Raw genomic sequence first — 14,468 nt, forward strand, 5'->3', positions numbered from 1 at the left:
GATCAGGTTGCGCTCACAGCATCCAGATCAGTGAATGCCATCAGGCTGCGATGTCGAGCGCCGGAGGTGTCTCCACATCCAGTTCGAGTTCTTCCTCGAAACCACCACCTTCTAGGTGACGTGCGCCGAGTGGCTCGCCGACGGGCGAGAACATCTCGAGGTCGGCAGTGAGGTCGGCTGGTGCGCGCAGGACGTAGGCCGCCTCTGCGTCGCCCATTGCCGTCTCGGCATCCTCCAGTGCAGCGTGCGGCACGAGCAGGTAACCGTCTTCGACGAGCTCGGGGAGCAAATCGATGTTGTGGTTGAGGAGGTTGCCGAAGGTGTGTTCCAGATCCTCTTCGGAGCCTTCAGCGGAGATGAGGACGATGAAGCTTCCGGTCGCCTTGGCGATCTGGACAGCGGTAGCCCGCCGGAAGCCCATCTCTTTCGAGCTGGTGGCGACGGCGGCCATTAGGCGACACCGTAATCGCGGTGTTCGTCGAAGCCAGCCGAGGCGAGGCAGGCCGACAGCATCGGATCAGCCTTCTGGGCCGGTGCAGCCTGGGGTTCGTCGTCGTTCTCGGCCGGAAGGCCTACGACGCGAAGAGTGCCGCCATCGTAGCGAACAGCGAGATCGACCGGCTGGCCGGCGTGGAGCTTGCCTTCGACAAGGTCGTGGCTGCGTCCAAAGGCCATTACGGTGCGGGTCATCGGTTCACCGTTGGCGGTGGAGACCTGAGCGCCCTTGAGGACGGCATAGGGGCCGTTCTTGCCGGTCCGGGTGTCCACGGATTCCGGGGTAACGGTTGCGACGAAGGTGGGCGAGAAGCGGCGTGCGGCGTTGGCCATGTCTTGATGTCCTTCTTCTGTGATTTTCGTCCTCCCAAGGAGGCTCACCCCTCAACCGATAGTCATTGAGGTCTTGAGCCCGAGCGCCCTTCAGCGCGCGGGCTGTCATTCGATGCCTGGCTAGGCCAAGGTCATCAGCAAGAGGGCTCGCGGAAGAAACCGCGGAACTTGGGATGGTTCAGGAGGCGGCCCTCGAATTCGATGCCACCCCAGTCCTGCTTCTTCAGCCAGATGCCAAGCAGATATGGCGCAAGGTCAATTCGCTCCGCGTGGATGAACTCCTCGGCTTCAAGCCGATAGTCTCCGTGAGGGTGCGCAGCATCGTAAGCGCCTTCAGCGCGGGGAGAGAGGCGATAGCGCTGGCGCAGGCGCCTCAGGTCCAGCACGAAGATTATGTTTGCGAACTGGCGGGCGAAGTAAGCGGATCGTGTAACGGAGATGCCGGTGCGTCCTTCGTGGGACCGCCCTTCGATATGGGCTGCCATCTTGAGAGGGTTGCCCTTGATGAAGCCGTCCTTGACGATTTCGTCACCCCAATCGGTAGAGTGGTAGACGACTGGCCAGCCGAGGTCAGACCACAGGCGGCCAGGGTGGAAGCGATGGCCAAGCGTCAAGCCGTGCATAGCGATGCCTCTTCGAGATAGGAGGCAGCGGTCATCGAGCGAACCGGCGACGCGGAGCGTAGCGCGAGCTGAGCTCGGCGCGCGCAATGGCGAGAGCTTTGCCGAGCAAGTTGCGGCCGCGCCAGTTGAGCGGATCTTCGATGCGCTCATCGCGCCAGTCGAGGCCGACGCCCCAGAGGCGGTCGCGAGGAGAGCCTTCGACGAGCACGCGCTCGCCCGTATCCAGCAGCTGCTTGCGCTGGGAAGGGTTAGCGGAGAAGCGAGCGATCGCGCCGGAAGCGACGATATCGACGCATGCCGCGTCCCAGACGTCGGCGAAGAACGGGGAGACATCACGGCCCAGGAGCTTCTGCTTCTTGGGGTCGGTCTCAGCGAGGATGGCACGCAGGCGCGTAGCGTCATCGAACATCCAGGCCTTCGCGGCCATCATAAACTGCTCGCCGCAGTTGAAACGATGGGCCTTGAGAAGACGGGTCAGCGGGCTGTCTTCAGCCGGGTGAGCAACGCCAATCCGGTCGAGCCGGGGGAGAAGCTCGGCGACAGCGGCTTCGCCTGGGAAGCTGGAACGGTTCCAGTTGGAAAACGGGCCGCCCCAGAAGAAGACGTGAGTGTCAGTCGAGCGCATTTTTCATTCTCCCTGATAATTCAGGGCCTGCAGAACCATGTGCAGTGATGCTGGAAACTTTGTCGCAACCTTGCCTTGAGAGATACCGCCCCAGACTGCCGCAACCTTTGACTTCGAGAGCCCGAGAATAGCGCAACACAGGAAGGAACAGAGCGACAGATCGTGCAGAGGATGAACCTCCAGCCCGCAGATCTCCCCCAACGGTCCCTCTTGAACCGATAAACCTAGCCACCAGAGCCGCAGGTGAGATGGGGCAGGTCGGATAACCTTGGAGCCCTTTCGTTTACGACAGGCATGAAAAAAGCCCCTCCCGAGGAAACGGGAGGGGCGTAAAAGTCGATGGATCGATGCCAAATGGCTACTGCAGAGACAAAGCAAAAGCGCCAGCTCTGCCCCTTGCAGCTTCTCAGGCCTACAAAGACCAAGCCCCGCGGTCAATCGTTGTTGTGGAACTTTCAGGATGTTTCGGGAGAAACCCGAAATGAACCGCCGGAGGGCCTCGGTGACTGCGTCGAGGTGCCCTCCGGCGTGTTCACCCCACCAAGCGGAAAGGGTTGGAACGGGTCGCGAAGCCTAGGCTACGCTGGGATCTCCGCCCGGTGGTAAGGTTCATCCTTGGTATTGGCAGCCCGATTCAGCGTCAATCGGAAATGTGAGGGCGCGCAGGATATTTCTGGATCTTTCCTGCGCGCTTCCCGATCAGTTTTCGAGGCTGGCAGCGTGGGTGAGAATGAAGCGCTGAGCGGCGGACTCGCTGCGTTCGGCGAGTTCCTCGATCATGGCGACAGTCCATTCCTCGCCGATAGCTTCGTTGAGCATGTCTTCCCAGCCCTTCACATCGGCAAGCATGGCCAACAGGACGAGGTGCATACGGCGGACGGGGCCGTAGCGGGGATGGTCGGGATCGTCGTAAACGCGAAGACCCGGCTTGCTCAGGGTGCTGGTCGAGAGGTTGCCAACGCCTTCGGTGGTGTAGACCGGCTTCCCGAGATCATAGGCCGCACAGAAGATGCCGCCATCTTCCTGGCGTTCGATGAAAGCGTCGCGCTCTGCATCGTTGTCGAAGAGATGCGGAACCGCGAGATTGCCCTGCGAGCCGGTGAGAACGATGGTATCCATGTAAATCCTTTCGTGGGTTGGAATGGCATTCAAAGAAGGGTTGCGAGTGCTTCGCTGAGCCGGGCTGCCCAATCGGGGAGCTTGGCCGAGAGAAACCCGCCTGTGAGACCGAGAAGCGTGTAGGCGAGGTATCCCCAACGGGGATGCCCGAAGGTCCGGTCGATAAGGTCCGGCTGGCGCGCTTGTTCGCGCCGAAAGGCCGGGTCTATCGCGAGGACGGTCTTGTAGGCATTCGCGAAGTCGCGCGCGCTCAATCCGATATCGGGATGGTCCTTGTCGATCTCGACAAAGCCCTCATTCTTCAGCGCGTCGGCTGGTAGATGTGCCGCGATAGAGGCGAAGGGTCTGAGAGCCCGGATGAGTGCACGCTCGTTCGGTGTCATTTGTCGGTCCAGAGGGTGCCGTCATCGGTGCCCTCAACCCATGAGAGTTTGCCGTCGCGGTAGTACGCGGTGACATTCGTGAGAAGCTCTTCGTCTGCAATTGGGCCTGAGCCGACGCGCCGGTAGACGAAGAAATCGAAGATGCCTTTGCCGTCGATAAGCTCTGCAGCTTGGCGGAAGAGAGCGAAATTCTCGGAATTGTCGTGAAGGTCGGTGTCTTCCCATTCGGGGAAGGGAAGATCCGATACAGCAACAGCATTAAGCGCAGGGCGTTTGGCGGCCTTTGCAGCCGAAAGGCCTCGGCGAAGCCCCGGTCGAATGACCACAGGTTTCGCCTTGGCGCTACGCTCGGCACAAGAACGAATGATCCGGCAGTCTTCTGGGCTGGGCCTGAATGCCATCATGCAGCCTTCAGCGCTTCAGGCTCATCGGCACGCACGCCCCGCGCAGCGTCGACCCATGCTTGGATGTGGCGCTGGATCGAGCGCATCACCATTTCGTGATGCGGACGGTCGATCGACTGACCGATGACTTCGGTCGCAATCGTTGCGCTGACCGCGTTGAGGTCGACAGCGTCGATGCCCAGGAGGTGCTTGAAGAGCGCTTCCGAGGGGAAGAGAAACTTGCCTTCCTCAGGCTCGATGACGATCGAGTCCTTGGCCATGCGGGCAATGCTCTTCACCGGGGTCGGCAGGTTCTTCGAGCTCGGCTTGATAGCGCGTAGCCGGCCGATCTCCTTGCCGTCGTTCAGCGACTTCGAGTGGCTGACATCACGGCACTGCGGCAGGAACGGCTCGATAACCGCCCACGGATTGATATTCCGCTCGGTTGCCGGCTCCTCGAAAGCGAAAGGCGCATCGAGCAGCGTGAAGACGACGTAGGCGCGCTTGCGCGAGGTCAGGCCGCCATAGTCACGCGCGTCACCGATGTGCTCGTGACGGGTGTAGCCCCAGCGACGAAGACGCAGGGAGGCGACCTCATAGGCCGCAGAGCCGATCATGCCCGGGACATTCTCGAAAACGACCACCGGCGGCGCAACGCGCTCGACGATGTTGAGCAGGTCGATGATCATGTCGGCCGTGGACGTCGCATCCTCGAGGTGGCGCTCCTTGAGCACCTTGGCCTTGAGGTTCGAGTGGTCATCGCACTGGGGCGAGGCGTGGAAGACCATCGGAGGCTTCTTCGCCATGGTCTCGCCGATGACGTCGAGCACACTGGTAGTCACGTCCTCGTTGAAGAGGGCATAGAGCGGGCCGGAATTGGCAAGGGCGGTCATAGCGCCCGTTTCGGTCAGGTCGGTCTTGTCGCGAGCTTCCTGAGGCCGCCATTCGAGGACCGCTGAGACGGAGAACCCCGTCTGGCGCATGGAATGGAGGTCGACACCCGAGGTGAGGGCAGCGAACACGCTGTTCGGCTCTGCGCGATGAGCATTGCTCAGCGCCTTCTCCGCGATCGTGAAGATGGGGGTGATGGTGACGCGATGGTTCTCGAAACGGACATGCACGCGGGTGCAGCCTTTCGGGAAGGCCTCGTCGATAAGCTTCTGAGAAGACACCTCAATTAGGTGCTCGAAAGGGTTGTTTTTCCGGCGCGGATAACTCCGGCCATACACCTTCTTCACCACGGGCGCGGCAAAGAGGTCAGTCACCCGTTCCACGGTGATGCCCTTGCCGGGGCCGAGGCTGCGTTCCACGACAGGATCGCCCTTCTCGAAGCCGAAGAGCGAGAGGAGGTTGGACGATACGGTGAGGATGCGTCGGCCACCTTTGTGGCGGAACGCAAGCTGCTTCGTCGCGATTTCAGGCACGTTGACGCGCACGAGGACTTCTTCCGCCATGCGGTTTCCTTTCTGCAAAACTGATTATGGACTGGACTTTAGTCAGTCCTCTTCAGGGTCATCCTGGAGGAGGCTGTCGCCGTGCACTGAGCACGTCCCGATAAAGATCGGCCCATCCTCGTCTTGAGCAACCGGTGATGTGTGGTCGAATTCTAGCCGGCGGCCGCAATGCCCACATTCGGGCGGCTGGTCACACATCAGCGTGATGGGCACCCCCGCGAGGTGAGCGGGGATGCCGTTGCTCTGGGTGGAGAGGGCGCTCATGCAGCCATCTCCGCCTGGTCGGCTTGCTGATCAAGCCGGTCGAGCCAAGCGTCCACATCGACGATGGTGAGATCTCCGCCGCGGAACGCGCCGGTGTCGATGAACGAGCAGTTCTGGTGCGTAAGCGCCTGGTGAACGATCGTGTGTCCGAAGAAGACATGGTCGATGCCACGGATCGGCTGGGGGACCGGGCGAGCGCTCTCAGGGTTGTCGCGCAGATGCTCGATACGGTCGATGCGGTGGCGTTCCCACATGCAGTGGGCCCAGGTGTCGTCATGTTCGGGATGGTCCGGCGAAGTGAGGACCTTCTCGAGCTGCGTCCAGCAGTTCGTCGGAACGTCGGCATGGACGAAGCCGACACGCCGGCCGCCAGGCGTGGTGATTTCCATGGCCACGGGAGCGTCCATGAGGGTTTCAGCCCAATTGCGACGCTTCTCGGGTTCGACGATCTGCTCGAACCAGATGCCGCCGGCCCTGTGATGGAAACCCTTGGCGCCGCGATTGACGGCATAGTCGACGATCTGTTCGTGATTGCCGAGGACACGGCGCACGCCGGCGCGGTCGCACCATTCGAGTGCCTGGTCGGAATGGGGACCGCGATCGACGAGGTCGCCGAGAAGGACCAGAACGTCTTGGTCTGGGTCGAAGCCAAGCTCATCGAGCTGGCGCTCGAGACGGTCGAAACAGCCATGAATGTCGCCGACCGTGAGGACGCGGCGTGCGCTGCTGAGATCGTGACGTTCGAAAGCGGGGCGAGTCATTTTCATATTTCTCCATTGCTCGCGAAGCGTTTCGCAAGCAGTCAAATTGGAGGAGTAGGGATCGCCGTAGGCGAGAGTGGAGACAGAGAGTTAGGAAGGAGCGCCGACAACAGCAGCCGTGATAAGGCTGCGTCGGCGAAGGGAGCATTGCTCCTCGTATTCCTTGATGCTCTCGCTCGTGATGCCCATTCGGGCAGCGACCACGGGATGCTTTTCGAGCAGCCATTCGTGGTCGTCGGGTTCGATATCGTCGAGACCGAACCAGTCGGCAGCGTGGAGATGAGTGCCGTGGAGTTTGTTCAGGTCCATTTCGGCCTGGCGACACTCGGGGTGGTAGAGGGCAAAGCCAAACTCACCATCGACCTTTCCTGCCCAGCTGACCGCGGAATCGCCGACTTGGACCGTTGTGGAGCAAGCAGCACAGGGGCGTGCCTTGCGTACGACTTTAACGGCAAGTTCGTTGATAAATTCCACGGTTTACAGCTCGGGCTTGAGGAAAGGGATGAGGGCGATCAGACCGCGCGGCGGACCATCGGCGGCGGGGCTACGGTGTTGAGACGGCAACGCTGCCGGGCGATACGGTCATCGCGCTTGCGGCTTTCCGAATTCGCCAAGTCTCGGAATTTGCGGCGGGCTGCAAGCAGGATCTGCGCTTCGTAGACCAGCCAGCCGAGCACGATGGTGCTGACGATGAAGATCATCACGATGGACGGGATGGAGGCAGGATTTTCCATAGGTCTTTCCCTTGGTATTCACGGCTAGAGTTTGTCCGTGTGAAAATTTTACAAGGTGGGAAAATCATCCACAATACGTGAGCCGGAAATCTTTATCGTCTGGGAAAAATTATGCTGCCATCAGAGCGAAAGGTTCGGAATCGTCGGCATCACAGTCGTTAATTTCGTCTGACATGATGGCGTAGATTGTGTGGTGGGAAACTGGCTCCGTAGGATCCATATCACCATCCTCAATCATCCTGCGCGCAATCGCGTAGGCTCGGTCGATATGAGCGTCGATTTCGCTCTTCGGCTGGCCCGGCGCGGCAGGCAGCGTAAGCTGCGGCTGCAACGGCTTGGGATTGGGCGCCGCCATGCGTGCGACCTGTCCTCGATACCACGCTTCCATGACTTCGCTTACGAAGGCATTGGTCTTGCTGAACGAGGGGTCATCACGGCGGCGTTCATTGGCGAGCTTACGCGCCCGCACGCCGTAGGCCTGGCTGTCGACCGAATAGACGCGGCCGTCGAGTTCGGCGACAGCTTCAGCGCCGTCGCTCTTGAGGCCGAAGAGGTGGAGCTGCACACCAGCCGGGAGGCGGGCATGGAGAGCCTCTACGATTGCGACGATGCCATCAGGGCCAGCCGTCTTGCGGCGGCACATGGATCCGACACCGATGACGCGCTCGTCGCCGACCATCGGTTCGATAGCATCGAAGCAGCGCAGATAGTCGTCGACGTTGCTGCCCTGGATGACCGGCATCAGGCGGTCTCCGATGCCCGCGTCATTTGCGAGCATCTGGCAGGTATAGTTCAACGCGATGGTGCGGGAGATCCGCTCCTGCACCTGATTGTTGTCGTGGGCGATCTCGGCCTCGACGCAATAATCGAGACTGGCGAAGCGGGTGAAGGGGAACTTCGTGCAGAGGCCGAAGATGTAATTCTCGGGCGACCACGGATAGTTGCCCTCGGTCGACATCATCGAGAAGCCGGCGCTGTCGAGCCAGAGCTCGGGCAGGGCATGGGCGTTGGCAAGCGAATTGAGGTTCCAGCCGCCCCAGCGGCGCATGCGACCCTTACGGCCGTGCTCGAGCGGCCCGGTGTTGCCGCGGGCGCGGTGCTCCGCCCACTGAGCGCGGCTATACTCGGTGCCTTTGGGAGCAGCGCCTTCGTCGATCCAGCGCGAGAAGGCGTTTGCGCTGACCAGGACAGGAGCCTGAAGGGCGATGGCCTTGTCGAGGAGTGGCCCTTTCGAGAGATAGGGCAGCCCGAGAACAACCTTGGTGGTCATGCCATTTCCTTCATCAGCAATGCTTCAGACTGCAGATGAGGGTCAGTCGAGCAGCAGGGCGGAAGCTCGGCTCCCGCCCTGCGACGAAATCATTCTTCCTCGTCACCCTCGTCATCATTGATGAAGCCGTTCTCTTCGGCGAGTTCCTTGATGATCTCGAAGGCTTCACCGTTAAGGCGGGTTTCGAGTTCTCCGGCCATCGAAGCGAAGCATTCTTCCGGGTCGTTGACGTTTTCCGGCATGCTGCAGGGGCCGAAGGTGAGAACGATGCTGCCATCGCCTTCGTCCGCAGGGGCGGCGAGCTTCACGCGTGCAGGATTGCCATCGGCGAGCTGCATGTTGTGGTCGTACTGGACCGAGTTCTCGTACTCGCTATCACCGACTTCATCGACGAGATAGCCGGTAGTTTCCTCTGCGTGCGCGTAGGCGAGCGCGAGGGGTAGCGTGGAGAACCGGTTCATCACATGGAGCACGTCTTCCTCTGCTGAACGATTGGCTTCCCAATCGCGCAGCGGGTAATTGTCACGGAGGAACTCGTCCGCCTTGGTCATAGCGTCCTGCTGGCTGGCGGCTTCGACGGCGACCTTGACGCGGATAACGTCGTAGCGATGGACGAAGTAGCGCTTGAGAGCCGGTTCATCGGCGCTGGGCTCTTCGGCCTGTTCCTCGATCTCCTCGCCGCCGGCGTCGATGGCATCTGTGATGCCGCGAACAATGAGGTCAGCTGGGACGCTGACTCGCGATCCATCGGCGCGCGCAATCTCGACCTTGTCGCCAGTCGGGCCGCCGAGCGCATAGTCACCAAAGGTGGTGGCGAAGCCAGCCGGCAGTTCAGTCTCCTGAACATAGAAGCGGCAGGGTACTTCGCCATCGAGAAAAGCTTCGAGGGCCTTGTCGTCGAGGGTTTCGTCGAATTCGATGCCGTAGGTGCTGGCAACGTCCTCAAGCGCATCGCGATAGGAGAGGTGGAGGTTCGAGGATGTCTCCTCGGGCGCGTTGTAGATGAGCGTGTAGAGCTTCATGAGAGAGCCTTTCAGGAGAGGGTATCAGTCTTCGTCGGAGCCAGCCGGGAAGAAGGCGTAGGTCGAGCCGGTAGCTTCGCCGAGGTCGCCGCCTTCTTCCTGCTCGTAGAGGTCGACAACGATGCCTTCTTCGTCGTGTTTGATCTTGATCGACACGCCCTTGACGCCGATCCACAGATTGTCCTGCGGGCGGCTCTTCCATTCAAGGTCAGGCGTTCCGTCGGTCTGCACGAGAACGGCATTGTCGACCGAGGTCATGGGCAGCAGGAGACAGACATCGTTGATGGCGTCGCGGTTGACCTGCTCGTCAGGGCTGACGACTTCGAGGTCGAGGAACATCTTGATGGCATCCTCATAGCCGGTGGCGAGGAAGGTCATCATGTCGTTGTCCGCGCCATAGCGGATCAGGTATTCGCCAGCGCGCTCGTCCTCAGAAGCGATCGGGGCGGAATCTTCCTCTTCCTCCTCGGGAGGGAAGTATTCGGCCCAGGCGTTGGCGATGTCCTTGTCGATCGATTCGCTGCTCGGACGCGGAACGGCATCCTTGCCGACCGGAATCCACATGAAGTGGCAGGTGCCGCACTTCTTGGCGTCGTTATCGCCAATCTGGATGTGGTAGCCACCATCGGAGGAGCAATTCGGGCAGATGGTGCCGCCGGTGTCGGTGAATTCGCGGATGACGTTGATCTCTTCTTCGAAGAAGGAGCCGAACGTCTTGTGCTCACCGATCCGATCGGCTTCCCAATCGTTGTCGTGCATCACCTGGATGCCGGCAAGGTCGATGGCCTGCTCGCGAGTATAGGCCTGCACGATAGCGCAGTAGGTGCCTGCTTCATCGCTTTCGGTGTAAACGCCTTCGAAGATCCAGGTCAGGAGCTTCGGAGCTTCAGCAGGTTCGGTGGCCTGGGGCAGAGCGTCGGTCATCGAGCAATTTCCTTTCAGTAGGGGCTTTGCGCGCAAAGTCGCAGCCCAACGTCTGAAGGACGCTGGAGGCAGGCGCGTTAAGCGCCTTGGCGACAGAGGCTGGGAAGTGTTGGGGTGGATCAGCCAGCTTTAGCCAGCTGGGCCTCCAGAGTAGACTGGTTCTCATTCTCAGCCCGACGGGCAGAGAAATAGCGCCGCAGGCGCCATTCGGGGATGGCATGGCCATGAGGAACGCGGAAGCGATGCGTGCGAGCCTCGTCCTTCCAGGGCGTGCCCTCGGCATGGCAGATGGAGCTCATATCGAGGGAGCTGAGACTACCGTAGGCGGCCAGAACCTTCGAGATGATGTCGCGTGCGTATTCGTCGCTTTCGGGGACGATCGGGCAGTCGAGGCCACCGGTAATCGGCTGGGCCATAGTGACAGGCTCCCGGCGCATGTGCCGCAGGTCATTGTAGAGCGAGGCGTAGATGGGGCCATAGCGCCACACCTGAGGAAGTTCACCGACAATCGACTTGCCGAAGGCGAGCGACCAGCCGTGGACAGCGTAGACGGCCTTGTTGAGCCACATGGCATCGAAGCCCGGGCGCATGCTGATGATGGTGTTGGCGATAGCGAGAGGAGAGTACATGGGGTGTCCCGGGAATGAGGGGGTGATTAGGCAGCAGCGGCGACAGGGCGCTGGGGCTCACCGTAGATCCACTTGATCATATCGACGGGCACGCTGCTGAGGACGAGGTTCTTCACATCGGCGTCGATGATGACGCGATTGCGGACGGTGTCTTCGTCCTGCACGTTCATGCGCAGCTCGAGTGCAACGGCGCCGGGCTTGTCGATGGCGACGAAGACGAGACCGGCATGGCCGGGGAAACGGTCGACGTGGTTCTCGTCAACGACGATGCCGCCGCGGCCGAGGTTCATGGCAACATCCATGTCGATCGTCATGATGCCCTCGTAGGAGGTTCCAGTCATGTCGTGCTCGCGATGAACCAGCCGGGCCTTCTCTTTGCCGCCGGCGTCGCGCGAATATTTGAGAGCGAGAGTGTTCATGAGGGTCTCCGTGGTTCAGGCTGCAGCGCGCTGTTCGTCAGCAGTGATGCCGAGGTCTTCGAGCATGAGGTAAGCGATCTGGAGATGCTTCGCCTTCTCGTCCTTCATGTGGGCATCCCACTGCGAGGTGGCGACCTGGTCCCAGAGGTCCGCCCGGTTGCCGGAACGGATCCACAGCGAGCGGGCAAGCTTCTGCGCAGCCTCATCGTAGCTGAGGTTGGTCAAGTCACGGGAGATGCGCAGTGCGGCTGGGGCAGGGGCCACAGGTTGAACGGTCGCGGGAGCGAAGCCATCTTCAGAGACCGCAGTGAGTGTGGCTTGACGAGGCCGTGTGAGAGGACTGGTCGGGACGCCAGTGCGGGCGGTGTTGTTGGCAGCGGCATCGACCTTGTCGTTGAGCGTGCCCTTGTTCTGGTGAGCCCTCACCCACTCGACGCGTAGCGGGCAGGAGATGCGGCTCTTGGCAGCATCGATCTGCTCCCAGAGCTGGGCGTGGGCGAGGCCGCCCTTCTTGCGCCAGCCCTTGGCCTTCCAGTTGGCCATCCATTCGTTGAAGCCCTTGACGACGTACTGGGCGTCGCACTGGATGAGCACATCGGCAGCGCGGTCTTGGCCGTCGATGCATTCGGAGACATAGAGGAGCGCCTCAAGAAGGCCGCGAACTTCCATCTCGCCGACAGTCGTGTCTTCTACGAAGTACGACTCGGTGGAAATTCCGCCGTCGATTTCAACGACAAAGGCGTAGGCGCCGGGGCCGGGATTTCCAATGCACGAGCCGTCGGTAGCGATGGTGATCATCGTTTTTCCTTCCTCATCAAGGTTTCACAGATTCCCTGATGAAAACCGTGAGGGCAGCTCCGCTGGCTTCAAGCTTGCTCGTAATAGTGAGCCGGCAAGCGCTTGGGACCGTAGTGCCAAGGGTCGATGCTCTTCGTCTTGGCGAACAGCGGAAGATCAATGACCTCGCCGCGATCGTTGGTCAGGCCAGGATAGGTCGAGTTGGCCAGCCGGATGACATCGTGGGTGCGCATCCCGCACGTCACGGAGATGACGTGGTCAAGCGCTTCGACATCCTCGTTTGAGAGGAAGGCAGGCTTGCGCCCGAGGAGCTGGTCAACCTTCTCGCGAATGCTGAGCATCGGGAAGAAGGGCATATCTTCGGCAGTCGGAGTGGGAGCGAAGGTCCACTCCAGGTCCGTGATCTGCTTGCCCTGGATAAGGCAGGACTTCCAGTCCGCAAGGAAGAGCAGGCACTTGAACTCGTTATCCAGAGCGCGGGTGCGCGCTCCGACATGAGCGATGTAGTGCATGGCCATGGCGGTCTTGCTCAAGTTCTAGGCTCCTTTGAAGGCTGATCCGTCCGCCGCTGCAGCGAAGCCTGCAACGAGCATGTCGACCAGTTCGGGGTATGTGCGGGGAAGGCTGGTTGCCTTGCGCCGGTGAAATGGATTGATCGCGTGGTCCGCGAAGCAATTCGGAACGGCTTGCAGGGGCCTGGAAGCCCTGTGCCAGCTGATCATCGAGGGTTTTTGGTCGTGTGCGTCAAAGTCGATCATGGCGCTCAGATCAATTCGGGAAATCACGGTAGTAGAATCCCTAGGAGATACATCCGTGCGGTCGAATTTGACGTCGTATGGGGCTAGAGCTTCCTGAATATCCCTCAGGAGCTGAAAGCGCTCGGCCTTGGTTTTGCAGGAGGTCACCGAAGTGACCTCCCGAGGCAGGGTGATGGGCAGAGACGCCATCTTAGCGCGCACCCATGGTGGTGCGCGCGTAGAGGCGGAGATCGAACTCGGCGAGAGCCTTGAGGACGATCGGCTCAACCTGAGCCCAGTCGAGGCCACCGTTGCCGCAGCCCGGTGCGGTCATGGCAATGGTGCGGATGCCGGCTTCGCGGGCCTGACGGGCCAACTCGGCAACGCCGGTGCGGACCCAGTCCATCTGCGAAGGCTGACGCCAGTGGTCCTTGGTCGCCAGACCGGCCCACTTGCGGCCATCCGGAAGGTCGAACAGGCGGCAACCGCCAGCCTGAAGGACGTTGTCCCGGCATTCGGCCTGGTAGGCCGGCATGATCGAGGGCCAGCGGTTCTTGAAGGCGAGGGCTACGCCCTTGCCCATGACACCAACGCAGTTGACGGTGTTCACGAGAAGCTCAGCGTCATCCTCGGTGATATCGCCGTCAACGTAAGTGACCGAGCCACCAGCGTCGTTAGCGGCGGCCGGAGCGGAAGTGTCCGACATCACGATGCCGAGGACGCGCAGGATCTCTGCGCGCACATCGGCGTCGTGGAGGTTGAGGACCGGAATGCCGAGGTCGTCGGCGACGCGAATGGCCTGACCGGTGCCACCCGTGGCCTGACCGTCGCTGGTCCAAGCGATCACGAACCGCGCAGGCTGGTCGAGCTTCGGACCAAGCACCTGGCCCATGTTTCGGGTGTGCATCTTCTGCGCACCCTGGGGCAGGCGGTCCCACGTCGGGTGGTACTGCTTCGCCATCGCTTCAGCGCGGTCGAAGAGATCGCCGGTGATGAGACGCTGCGGGGCGGGAGGGAACCGATAGCCGCGCTCGTGCTCGAACATGCGGATCTGCTGGAAGCGGCGAGCGTCGTACTTCGAGTGCGGGTTCTGCCCGAAGCCTTTCCAGGGAGCGAAGACTTCCCGGAGGCTGTTGCGCGAAGTGCCGAGCTCGAACGCAGTGTCGGCGCCGCCAGCGAAGCCGGAACGCATGGTGAAGCCACGGGCCTCAAGAGCGAAGGCGATTTCGGTCATCGTGGCGAGGATGCTGTCCGGCGTTTCTCGCGAGCCGATGCCTGCATAGGCGGCGTAGCCGTCGGGCGACGCGAGAAGATCAGCGATGAGACGGATGTCGAAGCGCGGGCGCAGCGGTTTGCCGCGGCGCGAGGCGGGAGCAGCGGAGCGTGTCGAAGCCTGGCGGTCACCGCCGATGGCCGGAGCCGAAGTCTGTGCCGAAGGTGCAGTGCGTGCGAAGGGCATGGAATTTTCCTCATCTGGTTATCGTCGCCCTCGACC

20 protein-coding genes are annotated in these 14,468 nt (G+C 61.3%); all 20 read right to left on the reverse strand.

All coding sequences use genetic code 11. The features are described from left to right. Window positions 1–40 precede the first annotated feature (40 nt). The 20 genes from DVR09_RS15575 to DVR09_RS15675 all read right to left on the reverse strand — a co-directional run bounded on the left by DVR09_RS15575 (window position 41) and on the right by DVR09_RS15675 (window position 14,432). A complete protein-coding gene (locus DVR09_RS15575; RefSeq protein WP_115418186.1) occupies window positions 41–451 on the reverse strand; it encodes a hypothetical protein in 411 nt (136 codons plus the stop codon). Continuing rightward, window positions 451–828: a hypothetical protein gene (locus DVR09_RS15580; protein ID WP_115418187.1), complete on the reverse strand. Its 378-nt coding sequence runs from the start codon at window positions 826–828 to the stop codon at window positions 451–453. The genes DVR09_RS15575 and DVR09_RS15580 overlap by 1 nt, the downstream gene beginning before the upstream one ends. A 134-nt stretch (window positions 829–962) precedes the next feature. Beyond that, window positions 963–1,451, reverse strand: a complete 489-nt coding sequence (locus DVR09_RS15585) for a hypothetical protein (RefSeq protein WP_115418188.1) — start codon at window positions 1,449–1,451, stop codon at window positions 963–965. A 31-nt stretch (window positions 1,452–1,482) separates the two neighbouring features. After that, window positions 1,483–2,076, reverse strand: coding sequence for a riboflavin biosynthesis intermediates N-glycosidase (gene ybiA / locus DVR09_RS15590; RefSeq protein WP_115418189.1), 594 nt, complete (start codon window positions 2,074–2,076; stop codon window positions 1,483–1,485). 699 nt (window positions 2,077–2,775) lie between these two features. Then, complete coding sequence (locus tag DVR09_RS15595) at window positions 2,776–3,195, reverse strand: hypothetical protein (RefSeq protein ID WP_115418190.1); 420 nt, start codon at window positions 3,193–3,195, stop codon at window positions 2,776–2,778. Window positions 3,196–3,224: 29 nt separating this feature from the next. Next, window positions 3,225–3,578: a hypothetical protein gene (locus DVR09_RS15600; protein WP_115418191.1), complete on the reverse strand. Its 354-nt coding sequence runs from the start codon at window positions 3,576–3,578 to the stop codon at window positions 3,225–3,227. Then, window positions 3,575–3,904, reverse strand: a complete 330-nt coding sequence (locus DVR09_RS15605; RefSeq protein ID WP_115418192.1) for a hypothetical protein — start codon at window positions 3,902–3,904, stop codon at window positions 3,575–3,577. Before DVR09_RS15605 ends, DVR09_RS15600 begins: the two co-directional genes overlap by 4 nt. Window positions 3,905–3,978: 74 nt before the next feature. Then, window positions 3,979–5,415, reverse strand: a complete 1,437-nt coding sequence (locus DVR09_RS15610; RefSeq protein ID WP_115418193.1) for a DNA cytosine methyltransferase — start codon at window positions 5,413–5,415, stop codon at window positions 3,979–3,981. Between the two features lie 260 nt (window positions 5,416–5,675). Beyond that, window positions 5,676–6,440, reverse strand: coding sequence for a metallophosphoesterase (locus tag DVR09_RS15620; protein WP_162815031.1), 765 nt, complete (start codon window positions 6,438–6,440; stop codon window positions 5,676–5,678). 90 nt (window positions 6,441–6,530) lie between these two features. Continuing rightward, on the reverse strand, window positions 6,531–6,914 hold the full coding sequence (locus tag DVR09_RS15625) for a hypothetical protein (RefSeq protein ID WP_115418196.1): 384 nt from the start codon (window positions 6,912–6,914) through the stop codon (window positions 6,531–6,533). 38 nt (window positions 6,915–6,952) lie between these two features. After that, window positions 6,953–7,174 (reverse strand): hypothetical protein, encoded by a 222-nt coding sequence (locus DVR09_RS15630; RefSeq protein ID WP_115418197.1) that lies wholly within the window; start codon window positions 7,172–7,174, stop codon window positions 6,953–6,955. Window positions 7,175–7,283: 109 nt separating this feature from the next. After that, on the reverse strand, window positions 7,284–8,444 hold the full coding sequence (locus DVR09_RS15635; RefSeq protein ID WP_115418198.1) for a deazapurine DNA modification protein DpdA family protein: 1,161 nt from the start codon (window positions 8,442–8,444) through the stop codon (window positions 7,284–7,286). Between the two features lie 89 nt (window positions 8,445–8,533). Next, complete coding sequence (locus DVR09_RS17425) at window positions 8,534–9,466, reverse strand: hypothetical protein (RefSeq protein WP_177822624.1); 933 nt, start codon at window positions 9,464–9,466, stop codon at window positions 8,534–8,536. A 24-nt stretch (window positions 9,467–9,490) separates the two neighbouring features. Further along, window positions 9,491–10,390: a hypothetical protein gene (locus tag DVR09_RS15645; protein ID WP_115418199.1), complete on the reverse strand. Its 900-nt coding sequence runs from the start codon at window positions 10,388–10,390 to the stop codon at window positions 9,491–9,493. 119 nt (window positions 10,391–10,509) lie between these two features. Further along, window positions 10,510–11,019 carry a Panacea domain-containing protein gene (locus tag DVR09_RS15650; RefSeq protein WP_115418200.1) on the reverse strand — a complete coding sequence of 170 codons (510 nt, stop codon included), beginning with the start codon at window positions 11,017–11,019 and terminating at the stop codon, window positions 10,510–10,512. Window positions 11,020–11,045: 26 nt separating this feature from the next. Further along, window positions 11,046–11,438, reverse strand: a complete 393-nt coding sequence (locus DVR09_RS15655; protein ID WP_115418201.1) for a hypothetical protein — start codon at window positions 11,436–11,438, stop codon at window positions 11,046–11,048. 15 nt (window positions 11,439–11,453) lie between these two features. Beyond that, a complete protein-coding gene (locus DVR09_RS15660; RefSeq protein ID WP_115418202.1) occupies window positions 11,454–12,236 on the reverse strand; it encodes a ribonuclease H family protein in 783 nt (260 codons plus the stop codon). Between the two features lie 68 nt (window positions 12,237–12,304). Then, entirely contained in the window at window positions 12,305–12,769 is a 465-nt protein-coding gene (locus tag DVR09_RS15665; RefSeq protein ID WP_162815032.1) for a SocA family protein, read from the reverse strand. 3 nt (window positions 12,770–12,772) lie between these two features. Continuing rightward, window positions 12,773–13,183, reverse strand: coding sequence for a hypothetical protein (locus DVR09_RS15670; RefSeq protein ID WP_115418204.1), 411 nt, complete (start codon window positions 13,181–13,183; stop codon window positions 12,773–12,775). Between the two features lies 1 nt (window position 13,184). Further along, the gene (locus DVR09_RS15675; RefSeq protein ID WP_115418205.1) at window positions 13,185–14,432 is read right to left on the reverse strand and encodes a macro domain-containing protein; all 1,248 of its coding nucleotides are present in this window, start codon (window positions 14,430–14,432) and stop codon (window positions 13,185–13,187) included. Between the last annotated feature and the right edge of the window lie 36 nt (window positions 14,433–14,468).

This window comes from Erythrobacter aureus, assembly GCF_003355455.1.
GTDB classification, from domain to species: domain Bacteria; phylum Pseudomonadota; class Alphaproteobacteria; order Sphingomonadales; family Sphingomonadaceae; genus Qipengyuania; species Qipengyuania aurea.

Bases quoted from the DNA above. Each gene is read 5' to 3' on its own strand.
- ybiA (WP_115418189.1), bottom strand. From the start codon at position 2,076: ATGCGCTCGACTGACACTCACGTCTTCTTCTGGGGCGGCCCGTTTTCC.
- DVR09_RS15600 (WP_115418191.1), bottom strand. From the start codon at position 3,578: ATGACACCGAACGAGCGTGCACTCATCCGGGCTCTCAGACCCTTCGCC.
- DVR09_RS15575 (WP_115418186.1), bottom strand. From the start codon at position 451: ATGGCCGCCGTCGCCACCAGCTCGAAAGAGATGGGCTTCCGGCGGGCT.
- DVR09_RS15635 (WP_115418198.1), bottom strand. From the start codon at position 8,444: ATGACCACCAAGGTTGTTCTCGGGCTGCCCTATCTCTCGAAAGGGCCA.
- DVR09_RS15670 (WP_115418204.1), bottom strand. From the start codon at position 13,183: ATGGCGTCTCTGCCCATCACCCTGCCTCGGGAGGTCACTTCGGTGACC.
- DVR09_RS15585 (WP_115418188.1), bottom strand. From the start codon at position 1,451: ATGCACGGCTTGACGCTTGGCCATCGCTTCCACCCTGGCCGCCTGTGG.
- DVR09_RS15660 (WP_115418202.1), bottom strand. From the start codon at position 12,236: ATGATCACCATCGCTACCGACGGCTCGTGCATTGGAAATCCCGGCCCC.
- DVR09_RS15610 (WP_115418193.1), bottom strand. From the start codon at position 5,415: ATGGCGGAAGAAGTCCTCGTGCGCGTCAACGTGCCTGAAATCGCGACG.
- DVR09_RS15645 (WP_115418199.1), bottom strand. From the start codon at position 10,390: ATGACCGACGCTCTGCCCCAGGCCACCGAACCTGCTGAAGCTCCGAAG.
- DVR09_RS17425 (WP_177822624.1), bottom strand. From the start codon at position 9,466: ATGAAGCTCTACACGCTCATCTACAACGCGCCCGAGGAGACATCCTCG.
- DVR09_RS15595 (WP_115418190.1), bottom strand. From the start codon at position 3,195: ATGGATACCATCGTTCTCACCGGCTCGCAGGGCAATCTCGCGGTTCCG.
- DVR09_RS15675 (WP_115418205.1), bottom strand. From the start codon at position 14,432: ATGCCCTTCGCACGCACTGCACCTTCGGCACAGACTTCGGCTCCGGCC.
- DVR09_RS15630 (WP_115418197.1), bottom strand. From the start codon at position 7,174: ATGGAAAATCCTGCCTCCATCCCGTCCATCGTGATGATCTTCATCGTC.
- DVR09_RS15650 (WP_115418200.1), bottom strand. From the start codon at position 11,019: ATGTACTCTCCTCTCGCTATCGCCAACACCATCATCAGCATGCGCCCG.
- DVR09_RS15580 (WP_115418187.1), bottom strand. From the start codon at position 828: ATGGCCAACGCCGCACGCCGCTTCTCGCCCACCTTCGTCGCAACCGTT.
- DVR09_RS15655 (WP_115418201.1), bottom strand. From the start codon at position 11,438: ATGAACACTCTCGCTCTCAAATATTCGCGCGACGCCGGCGGCAAAGAG.
- DVR09_RS15620 (WP_162815031.1), bottom strand. From the start codon at position 6,440: ATGACTCGCCCCGCTTTCGAACGTCACGATCTCAGCAGCGCACGCCGC.